This window comes from Achromobacter sp. 01N37 (assembly GCF_056399725.1).
In genome coordinates this window covers 327115-346293 of sequence record NZ_JBFTRX010000005.1, presented here as the reverse complement: position 1 = coordinate 346293, position 19179 = coordinate 327115, and the positions used below count along the sequence as shown (strand labels likewise).

The following is a 19179-nucleotide window of genomic DNA, read 5'->3' as shown; positions in this document are numbered from 1 at the left end:
TGCAAGTCATTATCACTTAAGATTTTGAGACTTTTGGTCCCGTACCGCTGTCTCAACTGTGTCCTCCTCCGTCCTTTCCTCATCGGCACCGTGCGCTGACGCTGTCGCGCCTGTCGATGGCCTGTACCGCGATCATCGTCCCTGGCTGTTCGGCTGGCTGCGCCGCAAGCTCGGTTGCGAGCATCGCGCCGAAGATCTGGCGCAGGATGTTTTCGTGCGCGTGATCCAAGGGCGCAAGGCCGTGCGCGCCAACGAGGCCCGCGCCTTGCTGACCACGATTGCGAAGGGGCTGGTCGTGGACCACCAGCGCCATGCCGCGCTGGAAAACGCCTACCTGAGCTATCTGGCCACGTTGCCCGAAGCGTATGCGCCGTCGCCCGAAACGCAGACAGAACAGCTGCAATCGTTAAAGCAACTGGACCGCCTGCTGGATGGCTTGCCGCCCAAGGCGCGCGCGGCATTTCTGATGTCGCAACTGGACGGGCTGACGTATCCCGAAATCGCCCAGCGCCTGAACGTATCCCTGAGTTCCGTCCAGCAGTACATGGTGCGCGCGATGTCCGCGTGCTACACGGCGTTCTATGAGTAACGCCGCAGGCCGCATGCCGCCGGACCCGGTCGTGCGCCAGGCGATTGCCTGGTGGGCCAAGCTGCAATCCGGCTTGGCTGACGCGCACGACCGGGAATCCTGTCGGGCCTGGCTGGCCGCGGACGCCGCGCACCAGCAGGCCTGGGACCGCTTGCAGGCCATTGGCCGTGACGCCCGCCGCGTGCCAGCGGCCCTGGCGCACGCGGCCTTGAATGCGCCGCCGTCACACGGCCGGCGGGCGGCGCTGCGCAGCTTGCTGGGGGTGACGGCGCTTGCCGCAACGGGCTGGGCGGGATACCGGCACACGCCCTGGCAGCGCCTGGCGGCCGACGTGAGCACAAGCATTGGCGAGCGGCGCACGGTGGCGGTTGCCGATGGCTTGAGCATTACCTTGAATAGCGACAGCGCCGTGCGCTTGCGGCTGAGCGGCAGCGCGCGCGGCATCGATCTGCTGCGCGGCGAAATGCTGGTCGACACCGCCATGCGTCCCGGCGTGGACGCCTTGCGCGTGGACACGGGGTATGGCGAGTTGCGGGCGGAACACGCCCGCTTTGACTTGCGCCGTACCGATACCGGATCGCGCTTGGGCGTGTATGAAGGCAGCGTGGCCTTGCTGCGCGACGGCGTGTGGACGCATGCCGCCGCGGGCGAACGGCTGGCCTTTGCAGATGACGGTCTGCTTCACCGCAACGCGTCGGACCCCGACCGGCTGGCCTGGGTCGACGGCCTGGTGGTGGCCAAGGAATGGCGGCTGGATTATTTCGCGCAGTATCTGGCGCGCCAACGCATGGGCGTGATTCGCGTGGACCCGGCCGTGGCCGCGTTGCAGTTGTCAGGCGTGTTCCCGCTGGACGACGCCGAACGCGCGCTGAAGGCGCTGGAACCCGCGCTGGCCGTCACCGTAACGCGGCACACGCAATATTGGCTGCAAGTGAGCCCGCGTCAGATTTGACCGTTACAACTTTTTTGCCCGACGCATTGCAGGTTTTTGATCCCCATACGGAAAGGCAGAGATAGACCACCGTACAGGGAGAGTTTTGTGTCTGCTTCATCTCAATCGCGCCTGCGCGCCACATTGACCGCCGGCCGCATGGCCGTGCTGGCCGCCACGTGCGCGGGCGCGCTTGCCGCGGGCATGCCCGCCGCCTGGGCGCAGTCCGCACCGGCCGCCGCCGCCAATGCGTCGCGCACGTATCAAATTCCCGCTGGCCAGTTGGCCGACGCCTTGACGCAATTCGCGCGCAGCGCGGGCGTGGTCCTGTCGTTTGACCCCGCGATGGTGCGGGGCTTGCGTTCGGACGGGCTGAATGGCGCGTACTCGGTGGGCGCCGGTTTTGCCCGCCTGCTGTCGGGCAGCGGTCTGCAAGCACGCGGGCAGTCGGGCAACACCTGGACGCTCGTGCCTGCGCCCACGTCGTCTGGTGACACGCATGTGCTGGCGCCGGTGACGGTGTCCGGCATGGCGGACAGCGCGTTGGCGCCCACGGTGGGCTATGTGGCCACGGCCAGCGTCAGCGCCACCAAGACGGATACGCCGTTGATTGAAACGCCGCAGTCGGTGTCCGTTGTGACGCGTGAACAGATCACGGAGCAGGGCGCGCAGACCTTGAACCAGGTGCTGCGCTACACGGCGGGCGTGGCGACGGAGTCGCGCGGCGCCACCGCCACGCGTCTGGACCAGTTCAGCGTGCGCGGCTTTTCCGCGTCAAGCTACCTGGACGGCCTGCGGGTATTTGGCGGGCGCGATGCCTTGCCGCAAGTGGACACCTACCGCCTTGAGCGCGTGGATGTGCTGAAGGGCCCGGCGTCCGTCATGTACGGGCAAGGCGGCCCGGGCGGCGTGGTGAACCAGGTCAGCAAGCGCCCCTTGGCCGAGACGCTGCGCGAAGTGGAAGTGCAGGTCGGTAACTACGACTACGGCCGCGCCAACTTCGATTTCGGCGGCCCCGTGGATGAAGAGGGCAAGTACCTGTACCGCCTGGTGGGCTCGGGCTATATGTCCGACGGCCAGATCAAGGACACGAAAGAACGCCGCTACTTCGTGTCGCCGGCGTTCACGTGGAAGCCCAATGGCGACACGTCGCTGACGGTGCTGACGAACTTCCAGCGCGACCCCGACATGGGTTCGTATGGCGCGGCGCCCGCAATGCGCACGCTGTTGTCGGCGCCGGACGGCATCCGTCTGCCGGCTGATTATTACGATGGCGACGCGAATTTCGAGAAGAGCGATCGCAAGAGCTATTCGCTGGGCTACGTGCTGGACCACCGCTTCAACGACACGTTCAAGGCGACGCAAAGCCTGCGCTGGACGCGGTCCGAGGCCAAGTACCGCAGTATCTACGGCGCGATGACGAACAACTACGGCTACACGGACAACACGTACCTGTACCATCAGCGCGCGTCGATCGCGACCGATGTGGATGTGGGCGCGCTCACGATCGACAACAACATGCAGGCGCGTTTCAACACTGGCGTGTTCGGACACACGGTGCTGCTGGGCTTTGACTATCAGCACGTCAAGACCGATACCTTGTCGGGCTTTGGCTCGGCCCCGGCGCTGTCGGTGCTGAACCCGAATAATCATCAGAACATTCCGGTGCCGGCGTTCTCGTCGGATGCGACCTCCAAGCAATATCAGACCGGCCTGTACTTCCAGGACCAGATCAAGATCGATCGCTTGTCGGTGCTGCTGGGCGGGCGCTATGACTGGTCGCGCACGGTGGGTGAAACCACCACCATCTCCACAGGGCGCGTCGCGCCGTCGTCGTTGAATGCGGAAGCGTTCACGGGCCGCATGGGCGTGATCTACAACTTCGACAATGGTGTGGCGCCGTACTTCAGCTATTCGGAATCGTTCGAGCCGCAATCCGGCACGGGCTGGCAGAACGTGCCGTTCAAGCCGATCGAAGGCAAGCAGTATGAAGTGGGCATCAAGTACCAGCCGCCTGGCACCGCCACGATGCTGTCGTTTGCGGCCTTTGATATTCGCCGCGAAAACATGACGACCACCGATCCCGACCCGACGCACGTGTGCGGTACGGCAGCCGGGCGGTGCTCGATCCAGGCTGGTGAATTGCGCACGCAGGGTATTGAACTGGAAGCCAAGACGGAGCCGATGCGCGGCCTGACGCTGGTGGCGGCGTATTCGTTGATGGACAACGAATACTCCAAGGCCTATCCCAGCGTGGCCGGGCTGGACCTGAAGGGCAAGACGCCCGCCGCCGTGCCGTCGCAGCAAGCGTCGGCGTGGGCGCGTTACCAGTTGCAGGAAGGCCCGCTGGCCGGCATGGGCGTGGGCGGTGGCGTGCGCTACATCGGCTCGTCGTACGCGAACGAAACCAACACCCTGAAGGTGCCGTCGGTAACGCTGTTTGACCTGATGCTGGACTACGACATGGGCCGCGTGTCGCCCACGTTGAAGGGCATGCAGGTCGCGCTGAACGTACAGAACCTGTTCGACAAGGAATACATCGCGTCTTGCTCGGGCGAGTCGTGGTGCTGGTACGGGTATCAGCGTTCTATCAAGGCCAGCCTGCGGTACCGCTGGTAAACGGAAAGCGCGGGAACGGGAAAGCGGCCATTGTGGCCGCTTTTTTTATGGGTGCTATTTGTGGCCGCCTGCTGGCCCTGGCGCTAAACGTTACGCGCTGCGCGCCGCCGCCACATGCGCCCGCCACCGCGCCAGGAACGCGTCGCGGTCGGCGGCGGCGGCGGCTTCGTCCACTGGCACGATCTTCACGTCATCCAGCGCGGGCATGTCCAGATGCTTGCTGACGTCGATGTCGCTGCGGCTGGGGCGGCGGTAGGCGTTTTGCAGCAGCGCCACTTGCATGTCGCGCGACAGCAGCAAGTCGTACATGCGTTTGGCGGCGGCCGGGTTCGGGGAATTCTTCACCAGCGCCATGTTGTCCGCCACGGTGAACGTGCCGTCCTCGGGGTACAGGATGCTGATTTCCTTCTGGCCGCCCGCTACATACGGATAGGCGGTGGATTCGAAGGTGATGCCGACGGCGTATTCGCCTTGCCCCACGCTGCGCACCACATGCGAGGCGGCGCTGGAGACGCTGACGTTGCGCGCCAACGCCTTCAGGCCGTCTTCGCCCAGCACGCGTTCTATCCCCCACAGCGCGGTGAAGGCGGTGGAGCTGTTGCCCGGGTCGCCGATGATGATCTTGCCCTTGAAGCGGCGGTCGGTCAGGTCGGCCCAACGGACGGGGGCGGGGCCGGAGAGCTGCCGCGCGTTGACCATGCCGACCACGATGTGCAGGTTGGCCGCCGTCCATAAGTCATCGGGGCCGTGCAGGTGGCTGGGTATGGCTTCGGCTTCCGGCGAACGGTAGGGTTCGAACAGGCTGCGATAACCGTGCATGACGTTGGCGCTGGACGTCCAGAACACGTCACCTTTGGGTTGGCCGGCTTCGGCCTCAATCCGCCTGAGCAACTGGCTGCTGCCACCCACGACGGCGCTGGGTTTGACGTGGGGCAGCACGTCGCGCGCGATGTCGCTGGCGGTGTCGACAGATTGTGAGTTCAGCGTCGTGTAGAGCACGACCTTTTCGCTGCGTTGAGCCTTGGCGCGCGTGGGCAGCGCCGAGATGCCGCCCGTGACGGCCAGCAGTTTGAGCACCTGGCGGCGGTTGAGAGAAGGAAGCTGGATCATGGGGTTCCCCTTGAGACGAGTGTGAAAGAAAGGCTCAGGCGAAGAGCCGGATGCGAAATGCCCGGGTCGCCAGCAGCACAGGCGCCAGGATCACCGTGATCAGCACCAGCCCGTAGGCCGACGCCTGGGCCATGAGGCCGCTGTCGATCAGCCGGAAAATCTGAATGGGCAAGGTCTCGTGTCCCGGCGAATACACGATCACCGATGCGCTGAGTTCGGACACGGTGGTGGTCCAGGTCAGCACGGCGGCGGCCGCGATGGCGGGCGCCATCAACGGCAGCACCACCTTTAGAAAGGACGTGAAGGGCGGCACCCCCAAGCTGACCGAGGCTTCTTCAATGGAGTCGGGCAGGTTGAACAGCGTGGACGAGGCATTGCGTACGCCGAAAGGCAAACGCCGCACGATGTAGGCCAGCACGATCAGCGACGCCGTGCCAGACAAGTCGAACGCGCCGTGGCCGAAGGTCATCAGCAGGCCGATGCCGATGACCGTGCCAGACAACGCCAGCGGAATGGCGCTCAGGTAGTCCAGCCAGGGCGTCAGCAAGTTGCGCTTCTTGACGATCAGATAGCTGGCCAGCGTGCTGAACGCGATGGCGATCAAGGTGGCCGCGCCCGCGTAGCCGATGGAGTTCACGACAGGCGCGGGCGCATTGACCAGCACGCGTTCCAGATGGGCGATGGTCCATTCTCCCCAACGCATCACGGGACCGTGCGCGCGGGTGAATGCGCCGACCGCAAGCGTGCCTAGCGGCAGCATCGACATCCCCATCACAACCAGCGCGGCGCATGCCATGGCCGCACCACGCGGGCCGCGCATCGGGGTCTCTGGCGCGCCGCGTCCTTGCGTGATTTCGTAGCGCCCGCGCGAGACGATCCAGCGTTGCAGGAACAGCGCCAGCATGACCAGCGAGATCGATGTCGTCGCCAGCGTGCTTTGCATGACGGGGTCGCTGCCGGTTTCCGAGACCGACGCCTGATACGTCAGCACCGATAGCAGCTCTACACGATGACCCAGGATCATTGACGTGGCGAAGTTGCCTACGACCATGGTGAAGACCAGCAGCGCGCTGGCCAGAATGGCGGGCATGACGACGGGCGCCATCACCTTGAACCGCGACACGGGCGGCGACGTTCCCAGGCTTTGCGCGGCTTCTTCCAATTGCGAATCGAAGCCGCGTATGGCTGCCAGCGTGCCGATGTAGATGTAGGCGTAATACGTGAAGGTCATGACGGTCAGCAGGCCCGGCCAGCCGTAGAACGACGGCGGGTCCAGCCCCAGCCCATCGCGCAGCGCACGCGTGAGCACGCCGTTGTTGCCCAGAATCATCAGCCAGGTTTGCGCGCCGATGACCTCGGGGATGACCAGCGTGATGAGCGGCAAGATCGATACCAGGGCCTTGCCAGGGTAATGGTGGCGCGCGGTCAGATACGCGAGCGGCACGCCGATGCCGGCGGCAAGCACCGTGACGCCGGCGCCCAGCAGCAAGGTGTTGCCGATGGCGCGCAGGTATCGCGGATCGGATATCAGAATGTGCCAGCCTGACTGGCCGGCGTCATCGCGGGCGAGCACACTGGCCGACAGAATGTTCAGCACTGGCCACACCAGAAAGACCAGCAGCATCGCCAGAACGGCCACGGACAGCCACGTCCATGGCGAGCGGAGCAGGGCGATCAGGCGCTTCATGATGCAAGCACCAGTGTCTTCTGCGGATCAAACATCAAGCCGATCTGCATGCCCCGGCCCAACGGCGACGTTTGGCCGCCATGCACATCCACGTTCATGACGCGCCCGCTGGGCAGTTCCACCCGGTAATGCATCTTGATGCCCAGGTATTGTTCGGCCAGGATGCGGGCGGGCACGCCGGCTTCGGGTTGCGTGGATACGCCGATGTCTTCGGGGCGTGCGACCAACACGGCTTGCCCGGACAGCGGCGCGGGCGCGTGGGCGGCCACGGGGTGGCCGTCAAGCTCCAGGCGGACGGACCCTGATGCCGATGCCACGCATTGCACTGGGAGCAAGTTGGCCGCGCCAATGAAGTCGGCGACATAGCCGCTGGCAGGCTGGCCATAGACGTCGCGCGGCGTGCCTAATTGCGCCACGCGGCCCTGCTCCATGACGGCGATCTGGTCAGACAGGGCGAGTGCTTCTTCCTGGTCATGGGTGACAAAGACGGTGGTGATGCCCGCTTCGCGCTGAAGCTCGGAAATGGTCTGCCGCACCTGGATGCGCAGCTTGGCGTCCAGGTTGGACAGGGGCTCGTCCATCAGCAGCACTTGGGGCTGGATCACCAGCGCGCGGGCAAGCGCCACGCGTTGACGCTGTCCGCCCGACAGCTCGGCAGGCAAGCGCGATGCATATTGCGCCAGCCCCACGCGGTCCAGCGCGGCCGCCACTCTTTGTTTGATCAAGGCCAGCGGCACTTTGCGGGCACGCAGGCCGTAGGCGGCGTTGTCAAAGACGCTGCGGTTGGGAAAGAGCGCGTAGTCCTGAAACACCATGCCGATGTTGCGCTGATGCGCCGGCACGCGCGTGACGTCGTTGCCGCCGAACGACAAGCGGCCGGATTCGACGGGGATGAAGCCTGCCAGCGTGCGCAGCAAGGTGGTCTTGCCGCAGCCGCTGGGGCCGAGCAACGTGAAGAAGCAACCCGGAGGAATGGCCAGGTTCAGGCCGTCGATAACGCGTTGTTTGCTATATGAGATGCAGAGATTTTCAATGCGGATATCCATGGCAGGCGGCTCCTGGCTCAAGAGTAGGCACATCAACGAACAACAGCAGGCAAGCAGCGGGAGTCAGGGCATGGCGGGTCGTAGCAGGCCCAGCGCTTCGCGGTGACGGGCAGGGTCCCCCGCGGCCAGAATCTGCGTGGCGGGGTTGTCCAGGCTGAGCGCGCGGCCGTGCCAATCGGTGATGACGCCCCCCGCCCCTTGAATGACCGGCACGAAAGGCGCGTAGTCGTAAAGCGCCAGCTTGGCGTCGATGGCGACATCGGTGCGCCCGGACGCCAGCAGCCCGTATGCCAGGCAGCAGCCGCCGTAGATGCGCCAGCGGGTGCGCTCGCGCAGCGCTTGGAAAGCGGGCAGTTCATCGGCGGCGTAGAAGTCGGGGTTGCTGGTGCTGAGCATGGCGTCGCCCATGGCGTCGCACGGGCGCGTGTGGCAGGGCTGGCCCCGGTGCCGGGTGGGCTGGCCGGCGGCGCCAACCCAGCGGTCTGCGGTCGAGGGGAAGTCCATGACGCCGATCACGGGTTCGCCGCGATGCAGCAGGGCGATCAGCGTGCCGAATACCGGTACGCCAGCCAGGAAGGGCGCGGTGCCGTCGATGGGGTCAAGCACCCAGACGTATTCGGCGTCCGATCTGACAACGCCGCCTTCTTCGCCGTAAATGCCGTGGTCGGGATAGGCGTGTTCGATGCGGGCGCGCAGATGCGCTTCAATGGCGTGGTCCAACGCGGTGACAAGGCTGCGGTCTGGCTTGATGTCGGGGCGCGGCACGCTGTGTTGCCCCGTCGCCAAGTAGGGCGCGAAGCGTTCGCGGGCCTCTTGGGCCAGGCATTCAGCGAAGACGATGAAGGGAGCCAGGCGGTCTGTCATGAGGTTTCCTTATTCGGTTGAGCTGCTGCTTGAAGGCGGCGGGCGGCCATCTGGAGCGAGGCTGGCGCCCACGCCCGCCAGCGTGCCGATGCGGGCGGGCGCAAGCAGGTGCTTGGGCGGCGCGGGCGTCCAGCCGTACAGGGCTTGCGTGGCGGCGCCACACACGCGCCCCTGACAGGCGCCCATGCCGCAGCGGGTGTGCAGCTTGGCGTCGATCCAGTTCTTGCAAGCGGCCAGGGCGGATTGCGGGACGTCTTCGCAGCGGCAGATCAGCGTGTCGGGGCGAGCCAGCGTCAAGAGGGGCGAGCGCAGCGCGAAATGCCGGCGCACGGTGTTGGCAAAGCCTTGCCATCGCGCGAGGTCGGGCGCAAGGTGTGCGGCCTGCGCCAATTCGCCAATCGCCGCGTGGCCCGCGATGGCCCCCTGGATTTGCGACCGTTCGCCGCCGCCAATGCCGGTGCATTCGCCCGCCGCGAAGACGCCGGGGACAGAGGTTTGAAGCAGATCGTCCACTTGCAACGCCTGATGCGCATCCAGTTCGCATCCCAGCATCTGGCCCAGTTGGGTATTGGGGATCAGGCCGAAGCCGCAGGCCAGGCGGTGGCAGGCGATCTGTTCTTCGCCATCGGCGCGACGCAGGCGCACGCGCTGAAGCCGGCCGTTGCCGCTGGCCTCAAGCACATGGCTGGCGCTGCGGTATTGCGGGTGCAACAGAGTGATGGCTTGCAAGGCTTTGCCCGGCCAGCGCGGCAGGCCGCTTGCAAAGCGCAGGAGTGCGCGCCAGTCGGCCTGTTCGGCAATGCGTACAACCGTGGCCCCGGCTTCGCGTGCGGTGCGGGCGGCGGCCAGCAGCAGCGGCCCGGTCCCCGCGATGACGATGCGCTGGCCGCGCAGCGAGGTGCCGGCCTTGACCAGCGCCTGCAACCCACCGGCACCGGTGACGCCGGGCAGCGTCCAGCCGGGAAACGGCAGCAGCAATTCGCGCGCGCCGGTGCAGAGAATCAGCGAGTCGTAATGCTGGGTCCAACCCTCGCGCGCATCTTCAAGCAGCAGCGCGGCCTGTCCGGGTTGGCCGGCCAGGCCCACGACGCGCGTGCCGCATAGCAGCGTGATGTTGGCGTGGCGTGCCAGCTGTTCGCGCAGGCGCTGCGCCTGGGCAGGCAGGGCGGCAGCGGGGCCGTCGCGCCAGATTTGTCCGCCTGCGGCGGGGTTGTCATCCACCAGCACGATGGCGCGTCCGCTGGGGGCCGCCGCCAACGCCGCCGCCATGCCGGCTGGGCCGGCGCCCACAATGAGCAGGTCGCAGGTACGGTGTTGGCCGGCTGCCCGATCCGGTACGCCGGCCCAGGGCGTTGGGTCGAGAACGGTGTCGACGCGCATACCGTCGTGGCAAGGGGTTTGGCAGGCCAGGCGCAAGTGGCCGTCGACCAGCACTCGGCATTCATGGCAGATGCCCATCCCGCAAAACGCTGCACGCTTTTCGCCCGAGACAGAGATGCGGGAATTGCCGGGTGCGCGCAGGGCGAGCGCGGCGGCGACGCTGCTGCCCGCGGCGACGCGCAAGGATTGGCCGTCGAGCTGGATGCGCAAGCGTGCGCAGTCGGGCGGAGTCTTCGTCATGGCGTGACCTCGTCGAAGGAGCGGGATGCGGCAAATGGAGTGGGGTCCAGCGGCGTGGCCGCGCCGGTCATCAGCGCGGCCAGCAGGCGGCCGGTGGCGGGGGCCGTGGTCACACCCAGGCCTTCATGGCCGACCGCCAGCCACAGCTTGTCGCGCGAAGGGTGGCGGCCGATCAGCGGAAGCCCATCCGGGGTGGCGGCGCGCACGCCCGTCCAGGTGCGGATGAGGTTCAAACCGGACAGGCCCGGCAGATAGCCGATCGCGCGCCGGAGCATGCTGGCCAACACGGCGGGTTCGACGGCGGGGGTGAGGGCGGTGTCGGAGGCGGAACCCGCGGCGGAACCCGCCGCAGACCCCACGGCAGAACCCACCGCAGACCCCGCCGCGTATTGCGGTTCACCGATTTGCCGGGATGACCCGATCAGCAATTGGCCGGTGGGGCGGGGCTGCACGTTGAAGGCCACTGCGGCGCCTTCGCGCTGCTGGGTACTGGCCGTGTAGCCGAGCTCAACTAATTGATGGCGGATACCGGTGGGGTAACGGTCGGTGATGGCCAGATGGCCTTTCTTGGGATGCAGAGGCAGGTCGTCACACAGCCGGCTTGCCAACATGCCCGCTGCCAGCACGATGGCTTCGGCGGTGCGCCGGGAACCGTCGGACAGGACCACGCCTTGCGCGTCGATCTTGCAGACTTCAACGGCTTCGAAAGACAGACACGGAGGGGCATGCGTGAGCAGCCAGCGGGCGGCACTGGGCGCATAGATCAGCGCGTCGCCGGACACTTGCAATGCGCCGGCGAGTCCGGCGCGCAAGGCCGGTTCGGCTTGTGCCAGTTGTTGTGCGTTCAACAGCGTGGAGGACACCCCGTGCTCCAGCAAGCGGCGCTGCTTGCACTCGGCCTCTGCCATGTCGTGATCGCTTTCGGCCACCCACATCGTGCCGCAACCGGTATAGGCGCATGCCGGGTCCGTGTGGTTCATGCGGGCGCCCCATTCGCGCCAGATTTCCAATGAGGCGGCGCTTAACGCCAGTTCGGCAGGGTGGGCATCCATGGCGACCAAATGCCCCATGCCGGTTTGCGTGGCGCCCCCCAGCCGGGCATCCACCACGCGTACCGACAAGCCGGCCAGCGCCAGTTCGTGCGCGCAGGCCGCGCCGATGATGCCGGCGCCGATGACCAGCACGTCTGTATGACCGTGAGACATATAAAGCCCCCGTCGTGGAATTACAGCCGGATGCCCCAGCCGAAAGGATCGTCCGGCGGAATCAGCAAGGTGGATTCCGCGCAGACATAGGCGCGGCCTCGAATGGTGGGGATGATGTGGTCGCCGTCGCGTACGTAGCTGGCTTCGAACACGCTGCCAATCACGCTGGCCTGGCGCCAGACTTGCCCAGGAGCGAGCTTGCCATCGGCCGCCAGGCAGGCCAGCTTGGCGCTGGTGCCCGTGCCGCAGGGCGAGCGGTCATAGGCGTTGCCGGGGCACAGCACGAAGTTGCGGCTGTCGGCTGCCGGGTCGGGTGCGAACAGTTCGATGTGGTCGATTTCGGCCCCATCCGCGCCCGTAATGCCCGCTGCCGCCAGGGCCAGCCGTACGGCCCGTGCGTAATGAGTCAGGGCGTCGAGGTTGTCGGGCGCGACGCGTTGATCGTGTTCGCCGATCAGGAAGAACCAGTTGCCGCCCCAGGCGACATCGCCGACGACCTCGCCGTAACCCGGCACGTTGACGCGCACGGCGTGATGCCTGCGGTACGCGGGCACATTGCGCACGCTGACCGCGCCGTCGTCGTGCAGCGTGGCGCGGACAACGCCAACGGGCGTTTCGATGCCGTGTTCACCCGGGCCGATGCGCTTCAGATAGGCAAGCGTGGCGACCAGGCCGATGGTGCCGTGGCCGCACATGCCCAGGTAGCCGGCGTTGTTGAAGAAGATGACGCCAGCGGCGTTGGCCGGGTCTGCGGGTTCGCACAGCAAGGCGCCCACGATGACATCGCTGCCCCGGGGCTCCTGCACGGTGGCGGCGCGCCACGCATCGTGATCGGATGCCAGTCGGCGTTGCCGGTCAGCCATGCTGCCCGCGCCCAGCGCAGGAAAACCGGCCACGACCAGCCGGGTGGGCTCACCGCCCGTGTGGGAATCGACGACACGGATCTGTTTCATTGACGCGCCTCATCTGCAAGGGAGTGAACGGCCAACCGTGATGGCCAACGACTACGGCCAGCCACGACTGTCAGCCGCCAGGGGGAGCCGTCACGGCCAACCACTAGGGCAAGCCGCCACGGCCAACCTTTGACCGGCTCAGTCTAGGCAATTAGCTGCGTGACGTCGGCCGAAGCGTGATGGCGATGTCACGCATATGCCTTACGGAACGGATTGGTATTGAGCCGGACGCGTGGCCAGCGCCTGTGCCACCACGCGTTCGATCAGTGCGCGCTCTTCGCCGATGACGGGCAGGCGCGGGCGGCGAACGTGTTCGGTGCCGACGCCAACCAGCACGTCGATCAGCTTCAGGTTTTGCACGAGCTTGGTGGACACGTCCAGATGCAGCAGCGGCGTCATCCATTGATAGAGCGCCAGGGCTTCCGCGTGCTTGCCGGCTTTCATCAAGTCATAGAGCGCCACGGTTTCGCGCGGGAAGGCGCAGCCCACGCCGGCCAGCAGGCCATCGCATCCCAGCGCCAGCCCTTCGTAGGCCAGATCGTCCACGCCCAGGAAGATCTGGTAGCGGTCGCCGACGGCGTTGCGCAGGTCGGTCACGCGGCGGGTATCGCCCGAGCTGTCTTTGACGGCCGCAAGCCATTTGCAGTCGGCAAGCTCGGCCATGTGCGCGGGGCTCAAGTCCACGCGATAGGCGATCGGGTTGTTGTAGACCATCACGGGCTGCTGGGCGGCATCCGCCATGGTGCGCACGTTCTGCATGGCTTCGCGGGCGTCAGCGACGTAGATCAGCGAGGGCATGACCATGAATCCGGCCACGCCCAGCTTGTTGGCGCCGTCGATAAATCGCAGGGCTTCACGGGTGCTGGTCTCGGACACGTTGGCCAGAACCGGGATGCGGCCGCCGGCGGCGTCCAGCGCAATCTTGGTGACTTCCAGCTTTTCTTCCAGCGTCAGCGTGCTGGCCTCGCCCAGAGAGCCGCAGGTGACGACGCCGTGAATACCGTTGCGAATCTGGAAGTCGATGTGCTTGGCCGTGCCTTCGGCGTCGATGCGTTCATCGGCGTGGAACTTGGTGGTGATGGCGGGAAAGATGCCAGTCCAGCGAGGGTGGGTCATGACGGACTCCTGGTTGAAGGGGCGTTAGGAACTCAAAATATACGTTAAATATATTTAAAGAGAAGGGGGTAAGCCATGAGGGTTAACCAGCGCAAAGTGTCAGGCCCCAATTTTTAGCTGTGGATCTTAGTGAGAATGGTTATAATTCAGGCCCTGTCAAACAGGCATTGGCCGCGGGGCTTGCCTGTTGTGGTGATCGGACTGAAGACAAGACCCACAAGACCCACAAGACCCACAAGACCCACAAGATCCACAATGAGGAAAAATCGACAATGAAATTCGCAAGGACTTTGGCCGCTATTGCCCTGTTGGGCTCGGCAGGCGCCGCGCAAGCGCACTTTGTTTGGTTGGAACGCACCGCCGAGGGTCCGGCCAAGGCGTACTTTGGTGAGTGGGCCGATGACCTGCGCGAAAAGCGCGATGGCTTGTTGGGCAAAGTCCTGGTGTCGCCGGTGGTGACGGCAGCCGATGGCAAGACGCTGAAGGCATCGGCCGAAGGCGCCGACTTCGTTGAATTCGCAGCCGCTGGCAAGGGCGACGTCCGCCTGGCTCAGCCCATCCAATTCAAAGACACGCTGGTGAAGTACGGCGCCAAGGCCGGCCGTGCGGATACGCAAGGCAAGCTGGATCTGGAACTCGTCCCCACCGCCGCAGACGCCAACACCTTCGTGCTGCAATTCCAAGGCAAGCCGCTGGCCAAGACCGAAGTCACCGTGTTCGGCCCGCCGAAGTGGGAAAAGCGTTTCTACAGTGATGAAAATGGCCGCATCGAAATCACGACGCCGTGGCCCGGCCAGTACGTGCTGGAAGCCGCGCACGTCGAAGAGAAGGCGGGCGAGGCTGATGGCAAGTCCTACGCCAAGATCCGCTACGTTTCCACCCTGACCTTCAACGTGTCCAAGTGAAAGCTCCCGCAGCCGGCGCAGGCATGATGCGCTATCGAATGGCCGTATTTTCCAGGGCGGCTGCGGCCATCCTGGGCGGCTATGGCCTCGCCTCGGCGGCTGCGGCTTGCCTGGCCGTCTGGCTGCCCATGGGGCGGGCGGACGCCGTCACCACGGCGCAGATGTTGTCCTTCGTGGTCTACGCCTGTGGCGTGATCTGGGTGTTCGCCACGCGCAACGCCTGGCGCGCCTGGGCGGGCATCCTGATCCCTGCCGCCGTGCTGGGCGGCTTGTTCCTGGCCGGCCGCACGATGGGGGTGGCATGAAGGCAGGCAAAGCCCGCGCGCAAGGCGAAGAAGGCCTGCGCCAGTCCATGTCCTGGTTGCATACCTGGGCGGGGCTTATTTTTGGCTGGGTGTTGTTCGCGATGTTCCTGACGGGTTCGCTCGCGTTTTTCCGGCCCGAGATCACGCGCTGGATGCAGCCGGAAATTCAGGTGCAGGCCCTGCCTGCCGTGCAAGCCGTGGAGATGGCGCAACGCTATCTGAATGACAATGCGCCGGACGCCAAGCGCTGGTTCATCACGCCGCCCACCGCTCGCGAACCTTTGACGCTGCTGCTGTACCAGGTTGCCAAGCCCAAGCCGGGCGAGCGCGGTTTCGTGCGCGTGAAGCTGGATCAGAACGGGCAGGAAGTCAAAGGCCGGGAAACACGCGGCGGCGAGTTCTTCTACCGCTTCCATTTCGAATTGGAAACCGCGTACCCGTGGGGGCGCTGGCTGGCCAGCATCGCGGGCATGTTCATGCTGGTGGCGATCATCAGCGGCATCATCACGCACAAAAAGATATTCACCGATTTCTTTACCTTCCGCCCTAAAAAGGGTGGGCAGCGCGCCTGGATGGACGGCCATAACGTGCTGTCGGTATTGGGGCTGCCGTTTCATCTGATGATCACCTTCAGCGGCCTGATGCTGTTCATGGTGATGCTGATGCCGGCCGGCATCAACGCCGTCTACGAGAATCCGCGCCAATACACGGACGACGTTTTCAAATCGTTCAAGGTCACGCCGCCGCTGAATCAGCCCGCCCCGCTGCTGCCGATTGCGCCGCTGCTTGAGCAGGCGCAGCAACACTGGCAGGGCCGCGTCGGCCGCGTCACCGTCAATAACCCGGGCGACGCCGGCGCCACCGTGACGATGGTGCGCGACGCCGCCGATGGCGTGTCCTATGGGCGCTTGGCGCCGTACATGCGTTTTGATGGCGTGACTGGGAAGTACCTGGAAGGCGAGGATGACCTTAGCGGCACCGTGCAGACGGCCGGCACCATCATCGGCCTGCATCTGGGCTTGTTCGCTGAACCGCTGTTGCGCTGGTTCTACTTTGTGGTCAGCCTTGCTGGCACCGGCATGGTCGGCACGGGGCTGGTGCTCTGGATCGCCAAGCGCCGTCAGAAGGCGCGTCCGGGCGATGCCCGCGAAGCTTTTTCGCTGCGTCTGGTCGATGGCCTGAACGCAGGCACGATCGCGGGCGTGGTCTTTGGCGTGGCTGCATTTTTCCTGGCCAACCGCCTGCTGCCCGCTGAGATGCCCGGCCGCCAACTCTGGGAAGTGCGCGCGTTCTTTTCGGCGTGGGGGCTGTCGCTGGTCTATGCCTTCGTGTTCCAACGCCGCAAATGGCAAGACCTGCTGGCCGTGGCGGCTGCCGCGATGGCCTTGGTGCCGGTCGTCAATGCGTTGACCACGTCGCGTCACCTGGGCGTGTCGCTGCCGCAGGGCGATTGGGTGATGGCCGGTTTTGACCTGACCTGCCTGGCCACGGCGCTGTTGTTCGCCTGGATGGCGCGCAAGGCGGCGCGGGCCCGCAAGGCGCCTGCGACGCAGCCGGCACGCGCTGCCGCCAAGCCGCGCGCTGCCGCCAAGCCGCACGCGGAAAAAGGGGCTGCCGCTGCGCCTGCCGCTGCCGCTGCCGCCGCGCCCGCCGCCTCCACCCGGCACCCGTCTTCCCCCGTTGCCGAGGCGCCCGTGACGAAGTCCGCCCCCAGTGCCGTCGTTTATGAACCGCGAGGTGATACGCCATGACGCTTGCCGCCTTCTGCCTGGCCTACGCGGGGTTTTCCGCCCTGTGCCTGGGCATGGACCGCCACTACGAAGATCTGTTCGACCGGGCCATGCCCCGGCGTCATCGGGTGCCGTTGCGCGCGTTCGGCTGGATCGCGCTGGCCTTATCGCTATGCGCGTCCGCCGCGGTGTGGGGCTGGAGCTACGGCACGGTCGAGTGGATCGGCATCCTCAGCATTGCCGGCCTGCTGCTGATCTGGTTCCTGACCTTCCGCCCGCGCGCCGCGCTGACCACGGGCGGGGTGTGCGCCCTGGCGGCGCCGCTCTTGGCGGTGCTGTAAGTTCGCCGGCCGGCTCGGGTTGCGCCGAGCCAGGCCTGACCGAGCCGGGCTGAGCCGAGCGGAGCCGAGCTGAGCCATTCCACGCATCCCGGCGACGAAGACGCCCGCCCGACGGCTGGGCGCTCCGGCACGTTACACTGCTCGTTTCCCCTAGCAAACGCCTCTTCGCCCCATGAATACCCGCGTCCTTACTGGCATTACCACCACTGGCACCCCCCACCTTGGCAACTATGCGGGCGCTATCCGGCCCGCCGTGCAGGCCAGTACGCAGCCCGGCGTGGACGCATTCTTTTTTCTGGCGGACTATCACGCGCTGATCAAGTGCGATGATCCGGCGCGCGTCGCGCGTTCCCGCCTGGAAATCGCGGCGACCTGGCTGGCCGTGGGCCTGGACCACGATCGTGTCACGTTCTATCGCCAGTCCGACATTCCTGAAATTCCCGAACTCAGCTGGCTCCTGACCTGCGTCACGGCCAAGGGCCTGATGAACCGCGCGCACGCCTACAAGGCGTCGGTGGACCAGAACGTGGCCAAGGGCGTGGAGCCCGACGACGGCGTCACGATGGGCTTGTTCTCGTATCCGATCCTGATGGCCGCGGACATCCTGATGTTCAACGCGAACCGCGTGCCGGTCGGCCGCGATCAGATCCAGCATCTGGAAATGGCGCGCGACATCGCCCAGCGCTTCAACCACCTGTACGGCCGTGATTACTTCACGCTGCCCGAAGTGGTGATCGAGGAAGACGTGGCGACCTTGCCCGGCCTGGATGGCCGCAAGATGTCCAAGAGCTACAACAACACCATTCCGTTGTTCGAAGGCGGCGCAAAGGCGCTGCGCGCGTCGGTGATGCGCATCGTGACCGATTCGCGTGAACCCGGCGAACCCAAGGACGCCGAGAGCTCGCACCTGTACACGCTGTACCGCGCATTCGCCACGCACGAGCAATCGGCGGCGTTCCGCAAGCAGTTGGAAGAGGGCATGGGTTGGGGCGACGCCAAACAGGCGCTGTACGAGCATCTGGAAAACCTGCTTGCGCCGATGCGCGAGAAGTACGTTGACCTGATCGCCAACCCCGGCCGCATCGAAGACATTCTGCAAGCCGGCGCCGCCAAGGCGCGCACGCTGGCGCTGCCGCTGATGCAGGAACTGCGCGAGGCCGTGGGCCTGCGCAACCTGAACGCGGGCGCCACGACGGGCAAGGCGCAGGGCAAAAAGGAAAAGGGCAAGGGCGCGCGCTTCGTCAGCTTCCGCGATGAAGACGGCGCTTTCCGCTTCCGCCTTCTGGCTGCCGATGGCGAAGAGCTGCTGTTGTCGCCGGGCTTTGCCAATCCGAAGGACGCGGGCGGCTTGATGCAAACGCTGAAGTCCGATCCCTCGGACGCGGTGCTGACGGGCCTGCTGCAAGGGGCCGACACGGCCGCGGCCGGGGATGTGGACCCCGTCCTGTTGGGCCGCGTGCGCGACGCGCTGGTGTCGATGTCTCAGGAATAAAAGGGATAGCGGGGCAGTGTTGCGGCATCATGCGCCGCTGCACGCGCCGCCCGCTCAGGCCAGATTACGACGCGGTATGGGATACGGTCCCATCCGCGTCGTTTCACATTCAGGCTGCGCGCGCGTTCGCGTTGGCGACGATGCGGCCATCGCGCACCTGGAAACGCTGGGCGTTGCCCTGGCCCGCGATCTCCAGCATGTCGCCTTCCGAATAGCCCGTGACGTTCGGGCAGTCGAGCCATTCCGGGTTGATGAACGGAAAGTACTTCAGCGTGCCGCTTCCCTGGCTGACGAAGTCGAAGGTCGTGTTGGCGACCACTTCGGGGTCCCATTGGCTGGCGTCGAATACCAGCGCGCAGCCCGCGCCGATGCGGTACACGATGCTGGCGCCCATGCTGGCGAAACCCAGCGCGCCCACATGCAGCTGCGCGCCGTTCTGCAATTCGATGATGCGGGTGCCCAGGCGTTCCAACGTGATGTGCTTGAAGGTGACTTCCGCGCCATCAACGATCAGGTGCGCATATTGGCCCAGCGTGACTTCGTTGTAGGCGCCGCCCGCGCCGGCTTCTTTTTCGGTGATCGTTGCCGCTTCATTGGCGGCAAGCGTAATGGTATTGCGCATGACGAATCGCTCTCCGGGCTTTCAGGGTAGGGGCGCTTTTTTTG

General features: G+C 65.7%; 17 protein-coding genes. 8 read left to right on the top strand and 9 right to left on the bottom strand.

Annotated features, from left to right (window positions below; genetic code table 11):
• The first annotated feature begins 58 nt into the window (after positions 1 to 58).
• From AC1DSJ_RS13115 to AC1DSJ_RS13105, 3 genes are all read left to right on the top strand, one after another.
• Complete coding sequence (locus AC1DSJ_RS13115) at positions 59 to 589, top strand: sigma-70 family RNA polymerase sigma factor (RefSeq protein WP_054423860.1); 531 nt, start codon at positions 59 to 61, stop codon at positions 587 to 589.
• On the top strand, positions 582 to 1541 hold the full coding sequence (locus AC1DSJ_RS13110; RefSeq protein WP_441370654.1) for a FecR domain-containing protein: 960 nt from the start codon (positions 582 to 584) through the stop codon (positions 1539 to 1541). Before AC1DSJ_RS13115 ends, AC1DSJ_RS13110 begins: the two co-directional genes overlap by 8 nt.
• Positions 1542 to 1679: 138 nt before the next feature.
• Positions 1680 to 4139, top strand: coding sequence for a TonB-dependent siderophore receptor (locus AC1DSJ_RS13105; protein WP_441370727.1), 2460 nt, complete (start codon positions 1680 to 1682; stop codon positions 4137 to 4139).
• A gap of 90 nt (positions 4140 to 4229) precedes the next feature.
• On the opposite strand, the gene AC1DSJ_RS13100 is transcribed toward AC1DSJ_RS13105, so the two are convergent.
• The 8 genes from AC1DSJ_RS13100 to AC1DSJ_RS13065 all read right to left on the bottom strand — a co-directional run bounded on the left by AC1DSJ_RS13100 (position 4230) and on the right by AC1DSJ_RS13065 (position 13740).
• Positions 4230 to 5249, bottom strand: coding sequence for an extracellular solute-binding protein (locus AC1DSJ_RS13100; protein ID WP_346552309.1), 1020 nt, complete (start codon positions 5247 to 5249; stop codon positions 4230 to 4232).
• 34 nt (positions 5250 to 5283) lie between these two features.
• Positions 5284 to 6936: an ABC transporter permease gene (locus tag AC1DSJ_RS13095; protein WP_441370655.1), complete on the bottom strand. Its 1653-nt coding sequence runs from the start codon at positions 6934 to 6936 to the stop codon at positions 5284 to 5286.
• Positions 6933 to 7982, bottom strand: coding sequence for an ABC transporter ATP-binding protein (locus AC1DSJ_RS13090; RefSeq protein ID WP_054423850.1), 1050 nt, complete (start codon positions 7980 to 7982; stop codon positions 6933 to 6935). The genes AC1DSJ_RS13095 and AC1DSJ_RS13090 overlap by 4 nt, the downstream gene beginning before the upstream one ends.
• 63 nt (positions 7983 to 8045) lie before the next feature.
• Positions 8046 to 8846 (bottom strand): inositol monophosphatase family protein, encoded by an 801-nt coding sequence (locus AC1DSJ_RS13085; RefSeq protein ID WP_346552310.1) that lies wholly within the window; start codon positions 8844 to 8846, stop codon positions 8046 to 8048.
• Positions 8847 to 8855: 9 nt separating this feature from the next.
• The gene (locus AC1DSJ_RS13080) at positions 8856 to 10466 is read right to left on the bottom strand and encodes an FAD-dependent oxidoreductase (protein WP_346552311.1); all 1611 of its coding nucleotides are present in this window, start codon (positions 10464 to 10466) and stop codon (positions 8856 to 8858) included.
• Positions 10463 to 11671 (bottom strand): NAD(P)/FAD-dependent oxidoreductase, encoded by a 1209-nt coding sequence (locus AC1DSJ_RS13075; protein WP_346552312.1) that lies wholly within the window; start codon positions 11669 to 11671, stop codon positions 10463 to 10465. Before AC1DSJ_RS13075 ends, AC1DSJ_RS13080 begins: the two co-directional genes overlap by 4 nt.
• A gap of 20 nt (positions 11672 to 11691) precedes the next feature.
• Positions 11692 to 12624: a 4-hydroxyproline epimerase gene (locus tag AC1DSJ_RS13070; RefSeq protein ID WP_342066440.1), complete on the bottom strand. Its 933-nt coding sequence runs from the start codon at positions 12622 to 12624 to the stop codon at positions 11692 to 11694.
• A 201-nt stretch (positions 12625 to 12825) separates the two neighbouring features.
• On the bottom strand, positions 12826 to 13740 hold the full coding sequence (locus AC1DSJ_RS13065; RefSeq protein WP_054423837.1) for a dihydrodipicolinate synthase family protein: 915 nt from the start codon (positions 13738 to 13740) through the stop codon (positions 12826 to 12828).
• Positions 13741 to 14012: 272 nt separating this feature from the next.
• On the opposite strand from AC1DSJ_RS13065, the gene AC1DSJ_RS13060 reads away from it, so the two are divergent.
• The 5 genes from AC1DSJ_RS13060 (at position 14013) to AC1DSJ_RS13040 (ending at position 18513) form a co-directional block, all read left to right on the top strand.
• Entirely contained in the window at positions 14013 to 14645 is a 633-nt protein-coding gene (locus tag AC1DSJ_RS13060; protein WP_054423835.1) for a DUF4198 domain-containing protein, read from the top strand.
• Between the two features lie 23 nt (positions 14646 to 14668).
• Positions 14669 to 14950, top strand: a complete 282-nt coding sequence (locus AC1DSJ_RS13055; protein ID WP_346552313.1) for a DUF3649 domain-containing protein — start codon at positions 14669 to 14671, stop codon at positions 14948 to 14950.
• Entirely contained in the window at positions 14947 to 16701 is a 1755-nt protein-coding gene (locus tag AC1DSJ_RS13050) for a PepSY-associated TM helix domain-containing protein (protein ID WP_346552314.1), read from the top strand. The genes AC1DSJ_RS13055 and AC1DSJ_RS13050 overlap by 4 nt, the downstream gene beginning before the upstream one ends.
• Positions 16698 to 17021, top strand: a complete 324-nt coding sequence (locus AC1DSJ_RS13045; protein WP_054423829.1) for a DUF3325 domain-containing protein — start codon at positions 16698 to 16700, stop codon at positions 17019 to 17021. Before AC1DSJ_RS13050 ends, AC1DSJ_RS13045 begins: the two co-directional genes overlap by 4 nt.
• A 172-nt stretch (positions 17022 to 17193) precedes the next feature.
• Entirely contained in the window at positions 17194 to 18513 is a 1320-nt protein-coding gene (locus AC1DSJ_RS13040; RefSeq protein WP_346552315.1) for a tryptophan--tRNA ligase, read from the top strand.
• 109 nt (positions 18514 to 18622) lie between these two features.
• On the opposite strand, the gene AC1DSJ_RS13035 is transcribed toward AC1DSJ_RS13040, so the two are convergent.
• Entirely contained in the window at positions 18623 to 19135 is a 513-nt protein-coding gene (locus AC1DSJ_RS13035; RefSeq protein ID WP_054423826.1) for a hypothetical protein, read from the bottom strand.
• Positions 19136 to 19179 lie beyond the last annotated feature (44 nt).

Coding starts and splice junctions, on each gene's coding strand:
- AC1DSJ_RS13110 (WP_441370654.1), top strand. CDS start 582: ATGAGTAACGCCGCAGGCCGCATGCCGCCGGACCCGGTCGTGCGCCAG.
- AC1DSJ_RS13105 (WP_441370727.1), top strand. CDS start 1,680: ATGGCCGTGCTGGCCGCCACGTGCGCGGGCGCGCTTGCCGCGGGCATG.
- AC1DSJ_RS13100 (WP_346552309.1), bottom strand. CDS start 5,249: ATGATCCAGCTTCCTTCTCTCAACCGCCGCCAGGTGCTCAAACTGCTG.
- AC1DSJ_RS13095 (WP_441370655.1), bottom strand. CDS start 6,936: ATGAAGCGCCTGATCGCCCTGCTCCGCTCGCCATGGACGTGGCTGTCC.
- AC1DSJ_RS13090 (WP_054423850.1), bottom strand. CDS start 7,982: ATGGATATCCGCATTGAAAATCTCTGCATCTCATATAGCAAACAACGC.
- AC1DSJ_RS13085 (WP_346552310.1), bottom strand. CDS start 8,846: ATGACAGACCGCCTGGCTCCCTTCATCGTCTTCGCTGAATGCCTGGCC.
- AC1DSJ_RS13080 (WP_346552311.1), bottom strand. CDS start 10,466: ATGACGAAGACTCCGCCCGACTGCGCACGCTTGCGCATCCAGCTCGAC.
- AC1DSJ_RS13075 (WP_346552312.1), bottom strand. CDS start 11,671: ATGTCTCACGGTCATACAGACGTGCTGGTCATCGGCGCCGGCATCATC.
- AC1DSJ_RS13070 (WP_342066440.1), bottom strand. CDS start 12,624: ATGAAACAGATCCGTGTCGTCGATTCCCACACGGGCGGTGAGCCCACC.
- AC1DSJ_RS13065 (WP_054423837.1), bottom strand. CDS start 13,740: ATGACCCACCCTCGCTGGACTGGCATCTTTCCCGCCATCACCACCAAG.
- AC1DSJ_RS13060 (WP_054423835.1), top strand. CDS start 14,013: ATGAAATTCGCAAGGACTTTGGCCGCTATTGCCCTGTTGGGCTCGGCA.
- AC1DSJ_RS13055 (WP_346552313.1), top strand. CDS start 14,669: ATGATGCGCTATCGAATGGCCGTATTTTCCAGGGCGGCTGCGGCCATC.
- AC1DSJ_RS13050 (WP_346552314.1), top strand. CDS start 14,947: ATGAAGGCAGGCAAAGCCCGCGCGCAAGGCGAAGAAGGCCTGCGCCAG.
- AC1DSJ_RS13045 (WP_054423829.1), top strand. CDS start 16,698: ATGACGCTTGCCGCCTTCTGCCTGGCCTACGCGGGGTTTTCCGCCCTG.
- AC1DSJ_RS13040 (WP_346552315.1), top strand. CDS start 17,194: ATGAATACCCGCGTCCTTACTGGCATTACCACCACTGGCACCCCCCAC.
- AC1DSJ_RS13035 (WP_054423826.1), bottom strand. CDS start 19,135: ATGCGCAATACCATTACGCTTGCCGCCAATGAAGCGGCAACGATCACC.